At 35.4% G+C, this 20652-nt stretch carries 16 protein-coding genes; 10 read left to right on the top strand and 6 right to left on the bottom strand.

Translation table 11 applies throughout. The features are described from left to right. Positions 1-165 precede the first annotated feature (165 nt). Positions 166-696, top strand: a complete 531-nt coding sequence (locus F6K15_RS27070; protein ID WP_293066876.1) for a late competence development ComFB family protein — start codon at positions 166-168, stop codon at positions 694-696. A gap of 390 nt (positions 697-1086) precedes the next feature. Here F6K15_RS27070 and psb29 read toward each other — a convergent pair whose 3' ends face one another. The 3 genes from psb29 to hemF all read right to left on the bottom strand — a co-directional run bounded on the left by psb29 (position 1087) and on the right by hemF (position 5206). After that, on the bottom strand, positions 1087-1806 hold the full coding sequence (psb29, locus tag F6K15_RS27065) for a photosystem II biogenesis protein Psp29 (RefSeq protein ID WP_293066873.1): 720 nt from the start codon (positions 1804-1806) through the stop codon (positions 1087-1089). A 1922-nt stretch (positions 1807-3728) separates the two neighbouring features. After that, a complete protein-coding gene (locus F6K15_RS27060) occupies positions 3729-4103 on the bottom strand; it encodes an STAS domain-containing protein (protein ID WP_293066871.1) in 375 nt (124 codons plus the stop codon). A gap of 68 nt (positions 4104-4171) precedes the next feature. Beyond that, positions 4172-5206, bottom strand: a complete 1035-nt coding sequence (hemF, locus tag F6K15_RS27055) for an oxygen-dependent coproporphyrinogen oxidase (protein ID WP_293066868.1) — start codon at positions 5204-5206, stop codon at positions 4172-4174. A 504-nt stretch (positions 5207-5710) separates the two neighbouring features. On the opposite strand from hemF, the gene F6K15_RS27050 reads away from it, so the two are divergent. From F6K15_RS27050 to F6K15_RS27010, 9 genes are all read left to right on the top strand, one after another. Continuing rightward, a complete protein-coding gene (locus F6K15_RS27050; protein ID WP_293066865.1) occupies positions 5711-6781 on the top strand; it encodes an Mrp/NBP35 family ATP-binding protein in 1071 nt (356 codons plus the stop codon). A 149-nt stretch (positions 6782-6930) separates the two neighbouring features. Continuing rightward, positions 6931-7125, top strand: a complete 195-nt coding sequence (locus F6K15_RS27045; protein WP_293066862.1) for an NAD(P)H dehydrogenase subunit NdhS — start codon at positions 6931-6933, stop codon at positions 7123-7125. A 1051-nt stretch (positions 7126-8176) separates the two neighbouring features. Next, positions 8177-8842, top strand: a complete 666-nt coding sequence (locus F6K15_RS27040) for an HAS-barrel domain-containing protein (RefSeq protein WP_293066859.1) — start codon at positions 8177-8179, stop codon at positions 8840-8842. Positions 8843-9121: 279 nt separating this feature from the next. Beyond that, entirely contained in the window at positions 9122-10594 is a 1473-nt protein-coding gene (locus F6K15_RS27035) for a glycosyltransferase family 39 protein (protein ID WP_293066856.1), read from the top strand. A gap of 679 nt (positions 10595-11273) precedes the next feature. Continuing rightward, on the top strand, positions 11274-12095 hold the full coding sequence (gene rpsB / locus F6K15_RS27030) for a 30S ribosomal protein S2 (RefSeq protein WP_293066853.1): 822 nt from the start codon (positions 11274-11276) through the stop codon (positions 12093-12095). 1287 nt (positions 12096-13382) lie between these two features. Beyond that, the gene (gene tsf / locus F6K15_RS27025; RefSeq protein WP_293066850.1) at positions 13383-14042 is read left to right on the top strand and encodes a translation elongation factor Ts; all 660 of its coding nucleotides are present in this window, start codon (positions 13383-13385) and stop codon (positions 14040-14042) included. Positions 14043-14258: 216 nt separating this feature from the next. Continuing rightward, on the top strand, positions 14259-15251 hold the full coding sequence (locus F6K15_RS27020) for a hypothetical protein (protein ID WP_293066847.1): 993 nt from the start codon (positions 14259-14261) through the stop codon (positions 15249-15251). A 575-nt stretch (positions 15252-15826) separates the two neighbouring features. Then, the gene (gene recG, locus F6K15_RS27015) at positions 15827-18319 is read left to right on the top strand and encodes an ATP-dependent DNA helicase RecG (RefSeq protein WP_293066844.1); all 2493 of its coding nucleotides are present in this window, start codon (positions 15827-15829) and stop codon (positions 18317-18319) included. Beyond that, positions 18277-18630, top strand: coding sequence for a hypothetical protein (locus tag F6K15_RS27010; RefSeq protein WP_293066841.1), 354 nt, complete (start codon positions 18277-18279; stop codon positions 18628-18630). The genes recG and F6K15_RS27010 overlap by 43 nt, the downstream gene beginning before the upstream one ends. A gap of 129 nt (positions 18631-18759) precedes the next feature. On the opposite strand, the gene F6K15_RS27005 is transcribed toward F6K15_RS27010, so the two are convergent. The 3 genes from F6K15_RS27005 to F6K15_RS26995 form a co-directional block, all read right to left on the bottom strand. After that, positions 18760-18924, bottom strand: a complete 165-nt coding sequence (locus F6K15_RS27005; protein WP_293066838.1) for a hypothetical protein — start codon at positions 18922-18924, stop codon at positions 18760-18762. Further along, on the bottom strand, positions 18924-20153 hold the full coding sequence (locus F6K15_RS27000; RefSeq protein ID WP_293066835.1) for a transposase: 1230 nt from the start codon (positions 20151-20153) through the stop codon (positions 18924-18926). Before F6K15_RS27000 ends, F6K15_RS27005 begins: the two co-directional genes overlap by 1 nt. 335 nt (positions 20154-20488) lie before the next feature. Then, positions 20489-20644 carry a DUF2470 domain-containing protein gene (locus F6K15_RS26995; RefSeq protein WP_363268805.1) on the bottom strand — a complete coding sequence of 52 codons (156 nt, stop codon included), beginning with the start codon at positions 20642-20644 and terminating at the stop codon, positions 20489-20491. Positions 20645-20652 lie beyond the last annotated feature (8 nt).

Here is a 20652-nt window from a genome sequence, read left to right as displayed (position 1 = left end):
CTCAGAGAATTTTTTTCCACCGACTTACTTATATTTGATTTTTAAGTTATGCTCTGAAAAGTAGGGTGATAGTTGATATTGACTTTGATTAACTTATAACCTTAGTCTGATAAATATGTAGAAACCTTATTTGAAAATTCTTTTGAGTAAACTTAAATAAAACTTATGAGTATAGAAAAAATTGTTGAACAAGCTTTACAAGATGGTTATTTAACACCTTCTATGGAAGCAGAGGTAGGACTAATTTGTAATACAGCTTCTGAATTATCAATTGAGGAATATATGGCTCTTGACCGTCTAATGGGAGCTTTATTGACAGGAGAAGTTGTCGTTTTACCTCGTAAACAATTTATTAATGTGATGGAAGAATTAGTCCTGTCTGAAGCGATCGCACGAGTGGCAGAAATTGAGGCCACTAGCGACAAAACCCTTGATGTGGGGGATATTGCAGCTTATGCTTTAAATAGACTTCCTCCTTTATATGCTACTACGGAAGAGGGTGCTCAGTTTCAAAGGTCTAAGGCTAAAGATGAACTTCAAAATCTAATTTCTCAGCGGGTAAATGAAGCTATTGCTCAAAATATAGATAGACAACCAATTAACCCTACACCTTTTGGTAGTTCTCCTGATGTTGGTTCACAGCTTAGTGAATTACTTAAATTTAATGCTCCACGGTATGAACAACAGTCTGATTGATAATTAAATTATCCTTACTAGACAGGAAAATCAAGGTTGTTTATTCTCAGGATTAAAATAATTATATAGAAAAAAATATTTTTATTATTTGTATTCGTAATTATGAAGTATTCTAAATTGTTATTTACTATTTTTTACTAAATAGATAGTCTTTTTAAAATAAAAAATTGACAATAATTATATATAATTGTTCGTCAATAAAGTGGGCTAAATTTTAGAAATATTACTTATGGAATTAATTAGAGTAGAGATATTTGAAAACATCTCATACTCAAAAAATAAAAATGAAAGAATAGCAAGGAGAATGTCTGATGAACCAGTAACATATTATCTGAGATAATACAGTCAAAATACTCAAGATTCAATAATTCAATCTTTCGTTATTTATAATTAATTACTATTATTTGAAGTCTTGCTAGTAGAAGTAGGTATATTCCCTTTTTCCAAGCTACGTTTCTCTCGTTTTTTCCGAGCTGCCATCAGAGTATCTTCCATAGCACTACGAGCTTGAATTATTCTCTCTAAATTGCTACGATAAATTTCTATATCTTTTAATGATTTTTCTTCTGGCAAGTTTAAAGCCTGGGAAATTTCCTTGATAGCTTCTGTACGCTGCTGTTCTTCCTTAACTAACTCTGTATCTGCTATTTCTAGTAAAGTGAATAAACCTATAACAAATAAGCGATTATACTTAAATTTATAATGATCGGAAATAGCTCTTAAATTATCTTGCAAATGTTGAGCATCATCTCTATCTGTTGATAAGCAAATCCACGAGAGCATATCCTTTCCAGACATTTGCCTAGCTAAATCTTCTAATCCTTTAGCATCTGCACGGTATTTATCTGGTTCTTCTTCTTGTGCTTGAATCAGAGCATTAAAAATAGAAATTTTGTCCTGTTCAGGAGAATATCCCTCCATAAAACGGTCAAAAGCTGTGACTATACCCAAAGCATAAAATGGATTATAGCTATAATTAGCATTGACGGAAATCAGGTGCATTTCCACTAGCAGCTCTTCAACAACTCGATTGTATATAGAGTTAATTGGACGGGTGTGAGAATTATAAAAAGCTTTCTTAGTATCTGAAACAGTACGAATATTATTCACCTGGTGTTCTAATTCTATAATCCCATCCCTGTCAGCTGTTGGTTTCCTACTAGGTCAGCTTGAAAGCATATAGTACTGGAAAAGCAGGGTGGGTTTGACTTTGTGAAGTACCTACAGTAATAACTAAACTGTAAAAAATAAAATTAAAATAGTTAACTTATTCTTACTGGTTTAACTAATCTTGACTGTATGGTACAGTTGAATATTCTATCAACTTAAAGGGCAAGTGCGAATTACTTTAACCTTCTCGAAAACTACTACACAAATATTTGGCCAACTACCTTGTCTTTCCGATGAGGAATTGTGCTGACGCAACCTGGTATAAACAAGATAATTGTTTTGCCTGACAAATTTGATTGTCGCCCCTTGTGTATATATAAACTATATATATAGTACAACTTTGCTACAGCTAATGTTTTAAAAGTTGTCGCTCCCAACCTTTAAATTATCAGAATTTCCTTATTGACATCCTCCCGACGCTGCACTTGCGTGAAAGCGCGGGATTCCTAACCATCGCTGATTAGGTCTTTCTGCTGCCTCTTGCAGAGGAGCTGCGCTAACAATGCACCAGCCTCCAAGGTCGAGCCTCTTTTCGGTCTAAAGGCGCGCTCCACAGACTGACACTGCTAGCCCAGCAGCCTAATTTTAAGTCTAACATACTATTGACAAAACCTCAAAATTGATTGGTTTTCCCATCTCTCCGCTCCCCTAATAGCTGCCGCACTTGCTCCGCCTTTTCCTGACGGAATGCTCCGCTTTCCATGTCGGCGACAGCCGTTAACGCAGTTATGCGAAGCGCAAAACGGGAGAGCGCGGGTCAAGGGCCAACGTTGAGATAATAGCACAAGTAAGGATTAAAGATAAAAATATAATTAATTTTCTTTAATTTTAAAGTTGAAAATAGCCTTCAGCCTTCAAGATTACGGAATGCTCTAAAACAATTGCAACTCAGGATATATTTTACCAAGGCTCTACAGCAATTTTAGTTCAGAACTGATTTTATAAGTACTGCAGTAATATTCTAATTCGGGTTTGCGTACGGAAAGTATGAGTGGTAGGGGTAGGAGTCAGAAATCAGGAGTCAGGAGAAATGGGAATGATAGAAGAGGTAGTCGGAAAAATTGTAAGAGTGATTTTTCTGCCATAATCGTCCCAAAATACTAGCTTTATGCAGCTCTTTCCACTGAAAAGCTGACACTTTTTTCGACAAAAAAATGCTACAACCAATATCAGTCAATACTTTGATATTTAATCAGCAAGCCCTAATTCCTCAAAAAAGGCCACCAGAATTTAAGAATTGGCAGCCATTCAGATGATTAAGCTTAACTCTGAGTTCAACTAAATATATATTTCACCAAATAACAAGTCCATACTCACTGAATTTGGATCGATTGCAAGTAAGGTAGACAATATGGCAAAATAATACATTTCTAGGTATTACTTTAACTATCAAGGTATTATTTGAATGCACAGTCAGCTAAACTAAGTGCAATTACAATTGTGATTGGGTATTTTGAATACATGTCAAGCTAGAACAAATTAATGTTTGTATTTGCTCATCAAAAAGTAGGTTTCTACAACAATTGTGAGAACTTTTGGTTAAGCCAACTTCAGAATATTCAGTAGATTCACAATCAAACTTTTTGTTAAACAAAATTAATTGTCAGTCTTTAATCTCAGGAAAATTTACCAATAGTTCTAAATAGTAATGGTAAATGGGATTGAAAAACCCAATATACCCTTACTAAAATAATGACAATTTACGATAACCAATTGACAATTATGTTGTCAGCTATATGCTTTTACTCTATTTTGACTGGTCTTGGTAATCCCATTTCAATCGAATTTTAATTTATTAAAGAAGTACTTTGCTGGACAGTTTGTTCAGATATAAAATTGATTAAGTTCTGCTTCAAAACTGTTTAAGCTCTATTCTCTTCACGGACATCACCATATTCAAGAGCTTCTTCTTCTGTTTCAAAAATCTCAAACACAGAATCCATCATAGTTACTTCAAATACCAGTTTGGCTTCTGGATGAACACTACAAATTCGGAAACTACCCTTAACTTTGTCAGCATCTCGCATGCCTGCTACCAAAGATGTAAGTCCAGAACTATCAATAAAGTTAACCTGACCTAAATTGACCACTACATGACGACTTAGTTTGGAGATACATTCCTGCAACTTGAGGCGAAACTGCCAAGCTGTTGTTATATCCAAGCGTCCAGTTGGTGCTAGGACGATTACTGTTGTGCCGTCCTGAGTTGTGTGGGTTTTTTGCTCAATATGAATCACTGACCCTTCCCTCGGGATGATATTAGTTATGGTGGTTGCCCATCTGACTGTAATTTAACTCAGAGTAATTAATGATTTTGTTTCCAGTTAGCCCAATCATGAGGTTTTAAGAATACTTCATATAGTTTAGCTTCTGGTGTATTAGGTTCTGGACTGTAGCCATATTCCCAACGAACCAAAGGTGGTAAAGACATCAAAATTGACTCTGTACGACCATTGGTTTGCAAACCAAAAATTGTACCTCTGTCATACACTAGATTAAATTCAACATAACGGCCACGTCGGTATAGCTGAAAGTTGCGTTCCCGATCGCCATATTCCATGGGTTGCCGTCGCTCTACTATTGTTTTATATGCTGGTAAGAATGATCTACCACAATTTTGTACGAATGTAAATAATGATTCCCAACTACGGGATTCAGGAACTCCTAACTGCTGACTATAGATTGCTGCTGGTCCTTGACTATCTGGCCCTTTGTATAATTCCCCTTGACCATCTTGATAATCAAAGAAGATACCCCCTACACCTCGCATTTCTTGACGATGCTTTAAGTAAAAATACTCGTCACACCATCTTTTAAATACAGGATAATACTCTTTATGGCTTTTGTCACAGGCTGCCTTAATAGTTTGATGAAAATGAGCTGCGTCTTCGGCATAGGGATAGTAAGGTGTTAAATCTATACCTCCACCAAACCACCATACAGGTCCTGCTTCAAAATAGCGATAATTAAGATGCACTGTTGGCACATAAGGATTTTTAGGGTGCAGCACCATTGAAGTCCCTGTAGCATAAAAACCATGACCTTTGGCTTCTGGTCTTTGTGCTAGTATGCTTGGTGGTAGTTTATCTCCCCACACTTCTGAAAAATTCACTCCTCCCTGTTCAAAAACCGCACCGTCTCTAATTACACGAGACCTTCCTCCACCACCACCTGGGCGTTCCCAACGGTCTTCTTTAAATTTGCCAATTCCATCTAGTTGCTCCAGTCCTTGACAAATTTCATCTTGTATATCCTGCATAAATTTACTGACTCGACCTTGGGTACTACCCAGTGATAGAGATAGAGGTGTTGTTTTTTGAGTTTCAGTGGAAGCTGTCATAGGTACAATATGTGTTTCAAATTTGGCTAAAAATTATATGTATCTTTCCAGACTTTTTATCCTACCATGCTATCGATCGTCTAGTAAAATTTTCCTGTTTTTTCCAGTTTTTCTTGAGTAAATCAACCTATCTTGTAATCAGAATATTTCAAATACTCAACTATGATTCTTAATTACTGAATTAGTCTTGCCTGTTGATTTACATCTAAACTATATGATTATGATATGGCAGACGATAAATTATTGATGGATTAAAAAAGATTTTGTAGCTAGTTATTATTGATTCTTTTACTAATTACTAAATTTCATTTTTTATCTCATTGGCAATCATTTCTATAGGCTACCTAAATTACATTAATTCTTAGGTTAAGATTCATTACTTTTATTAAAATATCAAATTAATAATTAATTTAATTATTAGTAATTAAGTGAAGAAAGTATTTAACATTATCTTGCAAATAACAGATATAATTTAAGAAAAATTTAATTTTTGAAGGATGTTATATGTCCACTATACCTGAGACTCAATCTATTTTAGATGTTTTACGACCAGTACAAGACCCCGAACTGCAAAAGAGTTTGGTGGAACTAAATATGATTCGCAATATTAAAGTTAAAGATGGACAAGTTGAGTTTACTTTAGTATTGACAACTCCAGCTTGTCCATTACGAGAGTTTATTGTCGAAGACTGTCAAAAAGCTGTCAAGCAACTTCCCGGGGTGAAGGAAGTAATAGTAGATGTCACAGCAGAGACTCCTCAGCAGAAAACTATACCTGACCGCCAAGGTATTGATGGAGTGAAAAATATTATTGCTGTTTCTAGTGGTAAGGGTGGAGTTGGTAAAAGTACAGTAGCAGTGAATGTAGCTGTGGCATTGGCTCAAATGGGCGCTAAAGTGGGTTTGATTGATGCTGATATTTATGGCCCTAACGACCCAACAATGTTAGGTCTAGCAGATGCTAAAGTTATGGTACAAGCAGGACAATCTGGAGAAGTCCTGGAACCAGCTTTTAATCATGGAGTTAAGTTGGTTTCTATGGCTTTTTTAATTGATAAAGATCAACCTGTAATTTGGCGTGGTCCAATGTTGAATGGAATTATCCGACAATTTTTGTACCAAGTGCAATGGGGTGATTTAGATTATTTATTGGTAGATTTGCCTCCCGGTACTGGTGATGCTCAATTAACATTAGCTCAAGCTGTTCCTATGTCTGGAGTGGTAATTGTGACAACACCTCAAACAGTGGCATTATTGGACTCTCGCAAAGGTCTAAAAATGTTTCAGCAGTTAGGAGTTTCTGTATTAGGAATAGTTGAAAATATGAGTTATTTTGTCCCTCCAGATATGCCAGAGAAAAAGTATGACATTTTTGGTTCTGGTGGTGGTAAAAGAACAGCAGAGGAACTAGGTGTACCGCTACTTGGAGGAGTTCCTTTGGAAATGCCTGTTAGAGAAGGTGGAGATACTGGAGTTCCTATTGTAGTTAGCGCTCCTAATTCTAGTTCTGCTCAAGAACTCAAAGCGATCGCTCAAAAAATTGCTGGTAGAGTTTCTGTTGTGGCCTTGGCTTAACGAAGTCAGAAGTCCCCAAGTCAGAAGTCAGAAGTTATTTTTGTAACTTAGGGCAGTGTTGGGAGGATATCAAAGATGCTAAAAATATTACAATAAAACAGCCTTCAATTTCCTAAAATTGAGAAAATTTTTGATAGGAGTAGAAAACAATGATTTTACCTGGTGTAGCAGTTCAAGTTAAAAATATTAGTGATACTTATTATGGATTTCAAGGACAGGTTCAACGAGTAAGTGACGGTAAAGCTGCTGTATTATTTGAAGGTGGAAATTGGGATAAGTTAGTAACATTTAGACTCTCAGAATTAGAGTTAGTGGATGCAACGGCAGGTCGCAAGAAAAAATAATTCAGTTAGTGCCGCTACGCGGAAGTCAAAAGCGAGTGCGTAATTCTGAGGGGACCTCAGAATGTAAGACGCACATCTGACAGTCAAAAGTCAAAAGTATTGCTTAGTAAGGCTTTTAGGATTTTGTAACTGGTCAGTTATTTCTGCCATCCTGCACTAGGAGACTAGCTGAATACTAAAAACTAAGAGCTGATTTATAAAGTAAATATTAAGAAGATAAATGCCTTACAGTGTAAGGGTTTGGGTATATCTAATCCCCTAGGGCATAATTTTCGACAAACCCCTGCTAGAAAAGGGTTTCAGCTCAGTTTACAAATCAGCTCTAATAGCTAGTTAAATATCTTCTTTGAAGAAAAAATAAAGATAAAAAATCCTGTTTGTTAACTCTATAATTTTAAGGAGAGACAGGGTAATTTCATTCTAGATTTTGGCAATGAGTTTATTGATTTTCATACGGCGAAAGATATAATTTCCTAACACTTGAAATAACGTGGTTTAATCAATACATAAAACGGCATAGTTTAGAATGAAACAACCCTGAAGGAGAAGTAATTATTAATTGTTGAAAAAAATCAAGAATGGTATGAGTTTTTGGGTAAAATCTTAATTGTCTACAAATTCTGCTTTCCAATTCTATAAATTTTAAGGAGAGGTAATTATTAATTGTTGAAAAAAGTAAAGAATAGTATGAGGTTTTAAGTGAAATATTAATTATCTACCAACTAAAACCTACAATTTACCGAATAATTAAGGTTTAAAGCCTCTCCTTTCAAGGATAAGCAAGAAAAAATTTTCCTTTGAGTCAATTCTCTCCTTTTCAAGGAGAGGTAATAATTATTAATTATTAACTGGAGAGTACAAAGTTCTGTCAAAAAAGGATCTGTCTTGAAGACTGAAAGTCTGACGGGAAAAGGCTTGCAGTACTTACAGCTCTGAATAAAGACTTTTTAACCTTTAGATCGCTGAAAGCGTTAGCTAGCAATAGTTATTCCCAGAACTTTGTACTGTCTAATTATTAATTATTAATTATTAATTATTAATTATCTACATTATGCGTCTTCCTTTACCCCAGTTTGCTAACACAAATCGCCATAAAAATTACATAGCTGAAGTAATAGAAACAGCAACTACAGAATTTTTGGCTCAATGTTTAGAACCAGAAGAATTAGATTTTCCGATGATGCCTGCTTTTGGTACTTGGGTAAAATCGGAAGATGAACAATCAGGAAATCAGATTTATGGAGTGGTTTATTATGCAACTACTTTACCTATTGATTCAGTACATAGGGCAAGAGCTTTGGGAATGTCTTTAGCTCAGTTACGGGAACAACAACCACAAATTTTTGCTATGTTGAAGACAGAATTTAGGGCAGCAATAGTAGGTTTTAAATCTCAAGAAGAATTAAATGGTTCTACAGCAGAAAATGGCAGAATTTACCAATATCTTCCACCTCGTCCGCCTCAAATTCATCAAGCAGTTTATTTATGTGAACCAGAAGAAATAGTTAGATTTAGTGAAAAGTTAGATTTTTTGCGGACTTTATTACAGTTATTTAATGCTCCTGTTGATGCTTTAGTAGCTGCTACTATTAGAGAAATTTATCAACTGAGAAAAGCAGACCGTAATTGGTTAGTTCAGGCAGGTAGAAATATGAGTGTTTTGTTGAGAGATGATTATGACCGTTTAAAAATAATATTAGGACAAATACATCCTTAAGACCTGATTTATCCAGTAAATATTGAACTATTTGCAATACAAGGTTTTTGTCTGTTATAGTTAGCAGAACTACAATTTAATCAAAGCTAGATTAAACTAAGATATTGAGTTAAGTTGACTAATCAAATTCACAACTCAAAAATGGGGTGCATCTCAATTTTGAATAAAGCCAAAAATTTATCGCTTTTAGGCAACAGTTGATTTGGCAACAGGCAACAGGGAATAGGGAATATATCGGAAAAAAAGTATTTTTGCAAATATTTGAGATGCACCCCAAAAATGATGATTAAACGAAAAGTATTTTACATATCTTTGCTTCTACTGTATCTAGTACTAGCAATTATCATAGTAGCTATAATTTTTCCCTTAAAGGAGGAATTCCAACTCAATTTTGATGAAGGACTTCAATTAATGAGGGCTTCACTTTATATGCAAGGTTACTCGCCGCAGACAGAAATTTGGAGCGATCAGCCTTTCTTTTTCCCAGCACTGCTTTCATTATGGTTTAGTATAGTTGGAAAATCTGTTTTTTCAGCACGACTTTTAACCTTAACTTTTTCAGCATTACTAATATGGTTTTTCTTTGAAACTATTCGTATTTCTTTAGGAATATTCCCTGCTATTATTGGAGCAATATCATTGGCTGCTTCATCAGGGTTTATCAGATTTAGTAGTGCTGTTATGATCGGAATTCCTGCATTATCTTTAGCCGTAATTTCTATCTACTTTTTATTTATTTACAAAAAGAGTCAGCAAAAATATTTATTGATTATTTCCGGTGTTCTTTTTGCATTGTCTTTAAAAATTAAATTTTTTACAGTTTTTTTAAGCCCAATCATTTTACTTTTTATCCTTGATCTCAAGAAAATTAATTTTGAATCAAATCAGAAGCCAAGAAGTAAATTGATTTACCCTTTATTACTTTGGATAATAAGTTTAGTTGTTATTTTCTTGATTGTTTCATTATTATTGAATGAGTTAAGCTATGAACAGCTTTTTGGCACTCATTTTGGAGAGGAAATTCAAACTGCATTTCCCATCAAAGATGGTTTTGAAAGGCTAAGTAAAGTCATCATCAATAAAGATTACGATCTATTTTATTTAGCTATTTTAGGTATATTAGTAGTTTTTGTGAGACATCGATGGGAAGGTCTATTTCCAGTTGCATGGCTAGGAACAGGAATATTGCTTCTTTTAAATCATAGACCAGTATGGCCACATCATTATTGTCTCATTGCTATTCCTATGGCTTGGTTGGCAGCTTATGCATCTGTTCCATTATTTGACCTTTTTCAGCAACGAGAGTTTAGATTAGGAAATTATTTTTGGGCAAGTATTTCATTAATTTTAATGATATTTGCATTATTGACATTAAAACCTAAAGTTTCAAAAGATATTCCTAGTCTTCAAACAAACTATGAACCACAATTTGCAGTTATAAATCGTCTAATAGAGCATAAAAGTTCAACAAAATGGCTATTTACAGATGTTCCAATTTATGGTTTTTATGCAGATTTACTTGTTCCTCCAGAAATTGCGGTTTTCTCTACTAAGCGCATAAAGACAGGCCAATTGACTCAAAATGAAATATATGAATTACTTCTAAAATACCGTCCTGAACAAATTTTAATCGGTAGATTTAAGGGTTTTATATATACATCCAGTGATGTTGACTCATACATAAATAAATTCTATTCAAAAAGCAATGATATTTCTGTTGTCGATCACTATGTTTTAAAGTCTTTAAAATAAGCTTTTTAATTTGCCAAGCAACCATTAAATTTTTTCAGATTGGTATGTTAGTAGTATTGGTAGGAATTTATATAGCAATTAAGAATCAGTTGTGAGAATTGAGGTGTTCCTGAAAAGTATAGAATATAGCAATTATTATATTCATATGATACGTTTTTTTCTTCTTCTCTGTTCCCAGATCCGGTGTTCCCTGTTGCCTAAAAGTTTCCAATATCTCACAACTCAAATCATATTGCTATATGATATCAAGTCCGGGGGAATTGGACTTAATGAAGTCAGAAGTCAGAAGTTATTTTTGTAACGGGGATTTTGAGCAACCCTCCAAAAATATTTCGCCAATCAAGGCGGGGTTTTAGACCAAATTATTTTGAGAAAAAAATTCTCCAATCGTCATAACTACGCTCATCAAAGTGATTCTCTCTACTTCTGACTCCTCCTGTACAGGCGTTTTGCTCCGCAACATGTAAAGCGACAGCTTTGCGTCAATAAATGGCCATTGACCCCTACGACTCCTGACTCCTAAAGACTTAACCATTCTATAACTGTTTAACCGGATTTGATATGATACACTAGAAAAGTTGTCTAAAATCGCACATCTGGGTAGTCGGGTGTTCTACAGATAAGAATCTGTGAGAATGCACCTGGATGGAGGATTAAACCCGAATAGGAGATTATAATTATGCCAGTTGTTAGTTTGGCTCAATTGTTAGAGTCAGGAGTCCACTTTGGGCATCAGACCCGTCGCTGGAATCCAAGAATGTCCCAGTATATTTTTACAGAGCGTAACGGCGTTCATATTATCGATCTTGTTCAAACAGCTCAATTAATGGAAGAAGCTTACGACTATATTAGAACTGCTTCTGAACAAGGAAAAAAATTCTTATTTGTTGGTACGAAGCGTCAAGCTGCTGGTATTATCGCTCAAGAGGCTAGTAGATGTGGGGCTTATTATATTAATCAACGTTGGTTAGGGGGGATGCTCACTAACTGGACTACTATTAAAACTAGGGTAGAAAGACTCAAGGACCTAGAGCGTCGTGAAGCAAATGGGGCACTAGATTTACTCCCGAAAAAAGAAGCTTCAGTCCTCCGTCGTGAAATGGCTAAGTTACAAAAATATCTGGGGGGTATTAAAAATATGCGTCGCTTGCCAGATGGAGTTGTTATGGTGGACCAGCGACGAGAGTATAATGCTGTTCAAGAATGCCAGAAGTTGGATATTCCTATAGTTTCTTTGTTGGATACGAATTGTGACCCGACTCAAGTTGATATTCCAATTCCAGCTAATGATGATGCTATTCGCTCAATTAAACTTATAGTGGGTAAGTTGGCTGATGCTATCTATGAAGGTCGTCATGGTCAACTAGAAACTCTGGATCAAGAAGATTATGATAGCTATGAAGAATATGAAGAAGATTATGATTATGATGGAGCGGAAGAAGAATTTAATGTAAGTGATGATGAAGAAGAGTCATCAGCAGAAAATAATGAAGAAGAATAACAAATTCTAGGTAAGCATTTCCTACGGAATGCTGCGCAAACAGCTGTCAGCTATTAGCTATCAGCTATTAATTTTGAGTCCGCATAAAAGTAACCTTTAAAATTGAAAAAGAATAAAAAGTTACTGCCATGAGTCCCTGGACAAAACCTTAGAAGTAATGAATAATTACTAATTGCTGTTTGCGTAGCATTCCGTAGGAATAGCTGACTGCTGATAGCTGTTTGCCCAACATTCCGCAGGAAATGCTTAGAATTCTAGTAATATTGTTGAGTAGTAGAGGTGGAGGGTAAATACAGAAGGGGAAAACTTATCTAAAGTTCATCAAAATTACTCATAACTAAAATGAGTAAGTCTATTCAGTTGTCTATCCATTGAGTCGTTATCAGCTACAATTAAGATATGAAGCTAGTTGAACGTCATGTTATTACCAAATAACATAATTTGTGGTTAGAAATTGAACACAAGGCTTTTTTGTCAAAAAATTTGTTCAATTTAGCTAATTATTATTATCACCAATATTTCTTTGAAAACAAAAAGAAATTAAATTTTAATGATAAGTTTAGTTGAGCGGTTTTTAGGGATAAAATACAGGTTCAAGAACTAAGAATTTAGAATGCGCGAATTTAGAATTACCTCTTCTTATAAATAAAAGGATTGGTTAAAAGGATTTTTTCTCTTCTTTCTCCATTAATGAAGAGGCTTTATATCTGAATTTTGCGGTAAATTATTTCTAAAAAGCCTATCTTAAATTAAGAAGCTAAAGTAGGATTAATTCCTAAATAATAAAGTTGTATTGACTTCTCACCCGACTAAAGTACGGGTGATTCTAAGCAGTCCCATCAGAATCGGTTTAAAAACACGATTCTCAAAAGCTACTAGCTGTCACTGGACTTGATTAAATTTTTTCCAGTGGTGGTAGTCAAAAACCACCTACAGACTCAAAGTTTGCTGACTCCGAATGTCGCATAGATCGCCCTTACTTTTGTCTCACTTTCAGAGTGGTTTTACTCAAGGAGTGAGCTATAAATCTCTATCCTTGCTGCCTGCTTGTCTGTGGTAAGCGTGTTGGTAGAACTATGCTACCAGTTTCTTCCCGACAGGAGTTTTACCCCTACAAGCATTGAGTCTATGGGACAAACCTTGTTCCTACTTGCATCCATTAGTATTATCCCACATTTTTGGGATACTTGGGAATAAATTCCCACAACTTGTTTTCATCCAAGGGCTAAAGTCACTTGGCTTTCAACTGCACGTTTTTTTGTAAAGTTAAATTGAGGAATGAAAAATATGCCGGAAATATCTGCAAAGTTAGTTCAAGAGTTGCGTAAAGCAACAGGTGCAGGCATGATGGACTGCAAAAACGCTCTCACAGAAAATAATGGCGATATTACTAAGGCTACAGAATGGTTAAGACAAAAAGGTATTGCTTCTGCAGGAAAACTTGAGGGTAAGGTAGCAGCAGAAGGACTGGTTGAGAGTTATATTCATACAGGCAGCAGAATTGGTGTTTTAGTAGAAGTAAATTGTCAGACAGATTTTGTAGCCCGGAATGAGGCATTCAAAGAGTTAGTGAAAAATATTGCTATGCAAATAGCAGCTTGTCCACAGGTAGAATATATTTCAGTTGATGATATCCCTACGGAATTTGTGGAGAGTGAAAAATCTATAGAAATGGGTAGAGAAGACCTTAGTAAAAAGCCGGAAAATATTAGGGAAAAAATAGTTCAGGGAAGAATAGAAAAGCGACTCAAAGAATTAACATTAATGGATCAAGCTTATATTAAAGACCAAAATGTCACAGTGGCAGAGTTGGTTAAGGAAACTAGCGCTCAGTTAGGTGAAAAAGTACAAGTACGTCGTTTTACACGATTTGTTTTGGGAGAGGGTATTGAGAAAAAAGAGGATAATTTTGCTGAAGAAGTAGCAGCACAAATGGGTAAAGAATAATTGATAAATCTTGAAGAAGAAAGAAGAAGGAAGAAGGAATAAGGAATAAGGAAAAAGTTGATGGGGACTCAAACCCCAACAAATTGTAAACACCGTGTAGACGGTAGGGTATTAAACCCATAAGGGAAAAAATAATCAGAATTAAAAATTAAAAGTAGCAGAGATAATCTGTTTATTTTTAATTTTTAATTGTGGATAGATAGAAAATAATCTACCATGGTGGGAGCAGAAAAACAAATAGAGGAAAAATTGAAAGAAATAGAAGTAGCGATCGCTGAAATTGCCAAGGAATTTTATGATACTTATGAAGGTTATTTCAAAGTATTAGGTGAAGGGATAGGCCAACAATTAATTTTTGCTAGTTATCATATATGTACTCAAGGGTATCCAGAAGCTTTTCTGAATTTATCATTTTCTCAGCGACAAAAAATGCAGTCTGAGTTACGAGAAATAGCAAAATTTCCAGTTAGAGAATTAGAAGAATTATTAGAACAAATTCCAGAAGAGCAGCAAAATTCAGATGAGACTTCCGCACCAGAATTAATTATGAGTTTTTTGAGTGAAGGAGATGGGGAGGAGAAAGAAGTAACATCTCTACTAAAAGACGAAAAGATAAATATAGAATTTGATTCTGCTGTATTATTTTCAACTAAAACATCTAATAATGAGGAGCCAAAACTGGCAGACCGGATAGAGGAAAATCTGAATAAAATTGAAACAGAAGAAATAGAAAATTATCCAGACAATATTATTGATAAATTAGAGAATTTAGATACATTAATATCTTGGCAAGAGAATATAGAAAAGCAAATACCTGAAATCCTCAAAAAAGTTTCCGACCGGGCAAACTCCATCCTGCAAAATGCAGAAATACTACCAAATAAAATACCGAAAAAAGTTTTAGAAGCTGCGACGAAAATGGAATCAGGCGATACTCCTTTGGGTGGAAAACCTAATTTATTAAATTTATTAATTGAAGCAGAAGATCCAGAAGAGGAAAAAAAACCTAGAGTTACTAAAGTTATGGCAATAAATCTTAGGTTATCTGAAATAGAATTTACTGATATTAATGTTAGTGCCTGGCGTAATAAAATTCGTAACCTTTTAGGAAGACTTAATCAACTGCAACGAGAATATCGTAAAAAGCAACGCGAACGAGCTGTAATAGAAGCAGAGTCAGCATGGCGTTCTAGTTGGTATCAAGAATAATTACCGAATAATGAATAATGAATAATTAAGAGTTGATAGTTAATAATTATTCATTCAACAATTCACGCCTTGAAGCTGACCCTTTTAAGGGGATAAAGCGGTCGTTTGCGCAGCATTCCGTAGGATGGGATGGCGAGGAAACCTGCGCCATATCCAATCGACCAAGAGAATCAAAAAAAATCCTTTTAGTCAATCATATCCGTTTTAAGAAGAGGTAATTATTAATTATTAATTGTTAATTGTTAATTGCTGAATTAGGAGTCAGTCCTCAGGAGTCGGGAGGGAAGAAAGAAGAAGTAAAGAGGATATTTAATGAATTTATTAATTATATAGATAAATTGCTTTCCTCAAAGAAAGCAAAATAAAAGAAATCAAAAAAACTGGGAGTTGCTGAATCAGAGGATGAATGTTTTTGGAACAGGTAAATCTCATCTTTAATACTTCATACTTATTTTTTATCCAGGGCTACAATTCATCCCACAAATATGCAACGCCAAAAACTGAATGCTGATATTGATTGAAGTATGACTTTCTATAAATGAGCGACTAAGAAAATATTACAGAAATAATCTGCCATGAATAACGAAAGAGAAAATATCGACTGGGAAAGACTACAAAAAGCTTTGTCAGTAGAAGTACAATATGGTTTTAAAAATATCCAGGGAAAACAATATATATTTAATGACTTTTTAAGTATCAGTTTGAGACAACCACCAATAATTTTACAAGGTTATCAAAATCAATTTCAGGAGATCTCTAATAAATTTGTCAGCTATCCAGAAATGACCAGAGAAGAACGACAAAGATTACTAGAAACAACTAAATATTTTTTAGAAAAAATGCAGTATATATCTGAAGGAGTAAAGCCTGAAGAAACAATACAAAAAGAGAGAGTTAAACCAGAAGAAAAAACTCAAGAAATACTAAAACATAAATCTGTTACTGCCCAAAAATACAGCGATAAACTTGATGTAGAACAACCATTAACAGAAGTCAAAGATATTAGCAAAAGAAACAGCGATCGCCTAGAAACATTAGGATTATATACAGTTAGAGAATTACTTTATTATTACCCAAGAGACCATATAGATTATGCTCGTCAAGTAAATATTCGTGACTTGGAACCCGGAGAAACTGTCACAATAATTGGCAAAGTTAAACGATTCAATTGTTTTTCTAGCCCGAAAAATAAGAAATTAACTATTCTCGAACTGACTCTCACAGATGCTACAGGTCAAATTAAAATAAGTCGCTTTTTTGCCGGACCTAGATTTAGTAATAAAGGTTGGCAAATGCAGCAGAAAAAAATCTATCCAGTCGGTGCAACAGTAGCTGTTTCAGGTTTAGTTAAAGAAAACAAATATGGGAAAAATTTAGATAACCCAGAAATAGAAGTTCTTGATAGTGAAGGGGGTCAAATTGAATCCATGAAAGTTGGTCGTTTAGTACCAGTTTATCCCTTAACAGATGGAGTAGGAGCAGATGTTGTTAGACGAGCAATATTTACAGTTTTACCAACAGCAGAACAATTGTTAGATACATTGCCTGAAGGATTACTGAATCAATATCAATTAATAGATTTAAAAAATGCGATTAAAAATATTCACTTTCCTATAGATAGAGATTGTTTAGCAGCAGCTCGTCGTCGCTTAGTTTTTGATGAATTTTTCTACCTACAATTAGGATTATTGAAACGTCGGCAATTGCAAAAAAAAGTAGAAACAGGAATAGCTTTACCAACTACAGGAAAATTAATTGAGCAATTCTATAAACTCCTGCCATTTGCGTTAACTAATGCTCAAAAAAGAGTAGTTAATGAAATACTTAACGACCTACAAAAACCTGAATCAATGAAAAGATTAGTACAAGGAGATGTAGGAGCAGGAAAAACAGTAGTAGCAGTAGTGGCGATGTTAGCAGCAATTCAAGCAGGTTATCAAGCAGCTTTAATGGCACCAACAGAAGTATTAGCAGAACAACATTATAAAAAATTAGTTGCTTGGTTTAATCTTTTACATTTACCAGTTGAACTATTAACTGGTTCGACAAAGGTAGCAAAACGCCGAGAAATTCACTCTCAACTTGAGACTGGAGAATTGCCTGTATTAGTCGGTACTCATGCTCTAATTCAAGAAGCAGTAAATTTTCACAAATTAGGTTTAGTAGTAATAGATGAACAACATAGATTTGGGGTTCAACAAAGAGCAAAATTGCAACAAAAAGGAGAATCTCCCCACTTTTTGGCAATGACAGCTACCCCAATTCCGAGAACTCTTGCTTTGACATTACATGGAGATTTAGATGTTAGTCAAATAGACGAACTACCCCCAGGAAGACAACCAATTCAAACAACGACTTTAACTGGAAGACAACGCAAAAAAGCTTACGATCTAATCCGCCGAGAAATAGTTCAAGGTAGACAAGTTTACATAGTTTTACCCTTAGTTGAAGAGTCGGAAAAATTGGATGTAAAATCCGCAGTTGAAGAACATCAAAAGTTAGCAGAAAAAGTTTTCCCAGAATTTCAAATAGGTTTACTTCATGGCAAAATGACAAGTGTAGAAAAAGACCAAGCAATTAGTACATTTCGGGATAATCAAACTCAGATTTTAGTATCTACAACTGTAGTGGAAGTGGGGGTAGATGTGCCGAATGCCACAGTAATGTTGATTGAAAATGCAGAAAGGTTTGGTTTATCTCAGTTACATCAGTTGCGGGGGCGAGTGGGTCGTGGTGTCCATCGGTCTTATTGTTTGTTGATGAGGGGTGCGGGTTCCACTGATGCTACGGAACGTTTGAAAGTGTTGGAGCAGTCTCAGGATGGGTTTTTTATTGCGGAAATGGATATGCGTTTGCGGGGTCCCGGTCAGGTTTTGGGAACGAAGCAGTCTGGGTTGCCGGATTTTGCTTTGGCGAGTTTGGTTGAGGACCAGGAGGTTTTGGAATTGGCGCGGGGTGCTGCTTTTCGGGTAATGGAGAAGGATGAAAGTTTGAATAGTTGGCCTCTGTTGAGGAGGGAGTTGGAATGGCGGTATCAGAAGATTATGGGAGGGTCGATTTTGAATTGATTTTGAATATTTATAATAGATTAATCCTAGAATTTTCAGGAGGTATTATTAGAGATATGCAAAGATGTCCAAAATGTAATTCTGAAAAGTTAATGCACAATGTCAGGATAATTGATAGGGGACACAATGACTGGATAAAATCTTTAGAAGTTGAAGTATTCACAAAACCAGACGCTATATTTTTTAAAGGGTCACATAGAGAGGCTCTAGAGGCAACTATTTGTGGAAAATGTGGCCATACAGAATTGACAGTAACGAATCCAGATAAGCTATATCAAGCTTATCTTGAATCTCAAAGGAACTCAATCTAGATCATAATTTTGTGTTAGACAAACAAACAGGAGTGTATCAGTCCAGTAGGGTGCGTTAATGAAATGTAACGCTTCATTTTAGCAGTATGGGAAGGTCCAGTAGAAGTAACGTGCCATTTGAGAAGATTATTATGTACTTAAATGAGTAGAAAATCTTTCAGAAGTTGTCCGTTTTCCGAGTCCAGTAGGGTGGGTTTCGGTGCGTAACGCTTCGCTAACACACCCTACCTTTCCTTCTCTAGATGTTGAGCGATCGTTCCAGACAAACAAACAGGAAGTGACATACTCCCACACTAAGCTGAAGCTATAGTGTGGGCTTCTCGTTTCCCAGTCCCGGTACCCCGTCGGACTCCACGAGCTTTAAGGACGGAATGTCCTACCGCCCTATTTTTTATATTTATCGCGGCATTTAAGTCGCGGTCTATTACAACACCGCAATGCGGACAAGAATGAGTTCGTATATTTAATTCTTTATCGACTTTTTCCCCACAATTTGAGCAATCTTGGCTGGTATTTTTGGGGTTCACTCCTATAGTTTTCTGTCCAGCATTTTCAGCTTTGACAGTCAAAATAGACAGGAATTGACCCCATCCAGCATCGTTAATTGATTTACTCAAACGAGTCTTTGCTAGCCCTTTAATATTTAAGTTTTCATGGGCTATAACATCCGCTTTTGATAACAATTCATTGGCTGTTTTGAAATGAAAATCTTTACGCTTGTCAGCTACCTTTTTATGTTGTTTAGCTACGGTTTTGACAGCTTTTAACCATCTTTTGCTTCCTTTCTTTTTACGGGATAAGCGTTTTTGTAGAGTCTTTAATTGCTGCTGAGAAGAGCGATAGTATTGAGGTATGGGGATAGACTCTCCTTCACTTGTTACTAAGAATTCTTTCAGCCCCATATCAATTCCTAGAGTGTTTTTTAATGTTGGTTCAACTTTAGTTGTTAAAGCTGGAACTGATTTATCTTCTAGGGATAAAGTCACATAATAACCATCTGCTTTACGACTAATTGTTACTGTTTTAATTTGAAAACCATCAGGTAAAGGCCGATGTTTAATTAACTTTACCTTGCCTATTTTGGGCAAATTAATTTGATTTCCTTCAATGCAGTTAAGTTTAATTTGAGGATAAGTAAAACTACGATAACGTCCTTTTCCTTTGAACCTTGGCTTTCCTAATTTCTGTCCATTTTTGTCTGCTTTAAACCATCTATCAAAGGCAAGTTTTACCCGTTTTATGCAATCCTGTAACACCTGAGAGTGAATTAGCTTGTATTCCGGAAACTTGTCTTTGGTATTGACCAAATCTCGTTTTTGAGAATAATAGTCTGGATTATCTCTTAGTTGAGGAATTGGCATCACCAAGGGGCAAGCGTTAACCGGACAACGGTTTTCGTCCCACCACCAGAACCGCTCGCCTAACCTATAGTTGTACTGCCGACGCAATAATTCCAACCACATTTCTATGGTGGCTAACTGTTCTTTATTGGGCCTTAATTTATATTGGTAGGCAGTGCGCATGGTGGAAAATTTCCAGGGTTATTGCAAGATAATCATACAAGTTTTTCTACTAGGGCGAAAGCTTCTGCTGTGATGTTGGAAAATTGAATGGGCATCGAACCTATTCAATTTGCCGCCGATTCATCTTACGCCAATTTTTCAAATATGGCGTGAGGCTTCTCGGCGATGTAGCTAAACTAAGAGTGAGTTACTCTCCCATCAAACTATTCTGAGCAGAAGAGTAACTATACAAATTCACTTCAACAATCACCTAAAACCCCAATTTGTTAAACTTTTCCGCAAAAAGCATCTCACTTTTGATTGTTTATTTTAACCTTCGTAAAATTGCTCATATTTCATTTTTGAGTACGAGCTAATTTGAGCATATCAATAAGAGTATGGTGAGCATCTTCAGCATCCTTTAAAGTATGGTCAAACTCAATTCTTATAGGTAAACTTTCCCCACTAACTTCAGCAGTTAAATTCATACCTTGAGCATCAATAGAAAGCATTTTTGCTA

This window comes from Okeania sp. SIO2B3 (genome assembly GCF_010672525.1).
GTDB lineage: Bacteria > Cyanobacteriota > Cyanobacteriia > Cyanobacteriales > Microcoleaceae > Okeania.
This window is presented reverse-complemented; position numbering and strand designations above follow the sequence as displayed.